We start from the raw sequence: 1,315 nt of genomic DNA, 5'->3' as shown, positions 1-1,315 counted from the left end.
ATCGATGACATGCCCGACGAAGCGCCAGTTCACCAGATCGCGCGAGGTCATGATGGTGAGACCGGGCACGTTCGCGAATGTCGTGGTGATGAAATAGAAATCGCGCCCGACCCGGATGATGTCGGGATCGGGATAGTCGGCGTAGAGAGGGGGATTGGCGTAAGTGCCGTTCCCCTTGTCCGATTGCCAGGCCTGTGCCCCCGCCAGCGATGGCACGGCGAGGAGCATCGCGAGGGACAGCCACTTCATCCCGGCGTGTACGCATAGGGGCCGATGACCGTCCCGACAAAGCCGCCCGCCCGCGCGGTGCTGAGGAAGCGGGTATCGAGATCGTTTTTCAGCGTCATCGTCTTGTCGCCGACCCGATAGTCGAAGGCCATCGTCCCACCCTTGGCATGGATGGACAGGGTGACGGGGCCTTTCGCATTCAGGGGTGCCGAGGCGACCAGCGTCTCGGCCGCCGTCTCGTCGCGCGTATTCTTGCCCTCGCGCTTGTAGAGCGCGATGCGGGTCTGGCCGTCGATCCGGGTCAGGCCGAAGAACAGATAGGCATAGTCGTTCTGCATCGCGACAAGCCCGGCCCGCGCGCCGTCCTTGGCGGGGGTGAAGGTCAGGGTGGTCGAGACATCGGCGATCGCGTGTTGCTGCCGCCGCCCGACAAAGCCCGGCACACCTTGCCGATCGCCCAGCGCGTCGCCGCCTCGCATCGTCAGCGATCCGTTCGCGACCGTGTAGAACGGCGTCTTCGGCGTTCGGACGCCGATCCATTGCATGGCGAGCTTGGTGCCGTCGAACTCGTCCGTGTAACCAAAATCGCCGCTGGTCGGCAGTTTCGGGGCGGGGCTGGCAGGCAGGCGGGGCTTGGCGAGCGTCCAGGGCACGGTCTTGCCCTTGTCCAGGATGATCGGCCAGCCATTCTTCCACGTCACCGGCAGCAGGAAGGTCTCCCGCCCGATATTGTAATAGTCGTCGGCATAGGGCCGCGTTGCGAGGAAGGTCGCCCACCAATCGCCGTCTTGCGTTTGCACCAGTTCGGCATGGCCCGCCGCGCTGATCGGGTGCGGGCGCTTCGGGTCGAGATCGCGCTGCGTCAGAATCGGATTGCCTGCAAAGGGCACATAGGGGCCGCGTAGTTCCTTCGACCGCAGCACGACCTGCGAGTGGTTGACGCTGGTGCCCCCTTCGGCGGCGGTCAGATAATACCAGCCGTCCTTCTTGAAGATATGTGGCCCCTCGATCCATACGGGCTTCTTCGACAGGTCGACGCCGCCATTGACCAGCTGCGTGCTCTCGCCGACCATCTTCCCCGCGCGCC

General features: G+C 64.7%; 2 protein-coding genes. Both read right to left on the bottom strand.

Going from position 1 to position 1,315, the window contains the following annotated elements; all coding sequences use genetic code 11:
- Positions 1–249, bottom strand: a 249-nt coding sequence (locus SB4_RS16860; protein WP_153006302.1) for a family 43 glycosylhydrolase, incomplete at its 3' end; no start/stop codon positions are given.
- Positions 246–1,315: glycoside hydrolase family 43 protein (locus SB4_RS16855; RefSeq protein WP_153006301.1), on the bottom strand; the 1,070-nt coding region annotated here is incomplete at its 5' end. The genes SB4_RS16855 and SB4_RS16860, both read right to left, overlap by 4 nt.

Source organism: Sphingomonas sanguinis (assembly GCF_001476905.1).
Lineage (GTDB): Bacteria > Pseudomonadota > Alphaproteobacteria > Sphingomonadales > Sphingomonadaceae > Sphingomonas > Sphingomonas sanguinis_B.
Note: the sequence above shows the minus strand (reverse complement) of the source record. Positions and strands in the feature narration are given on the sequence as shown.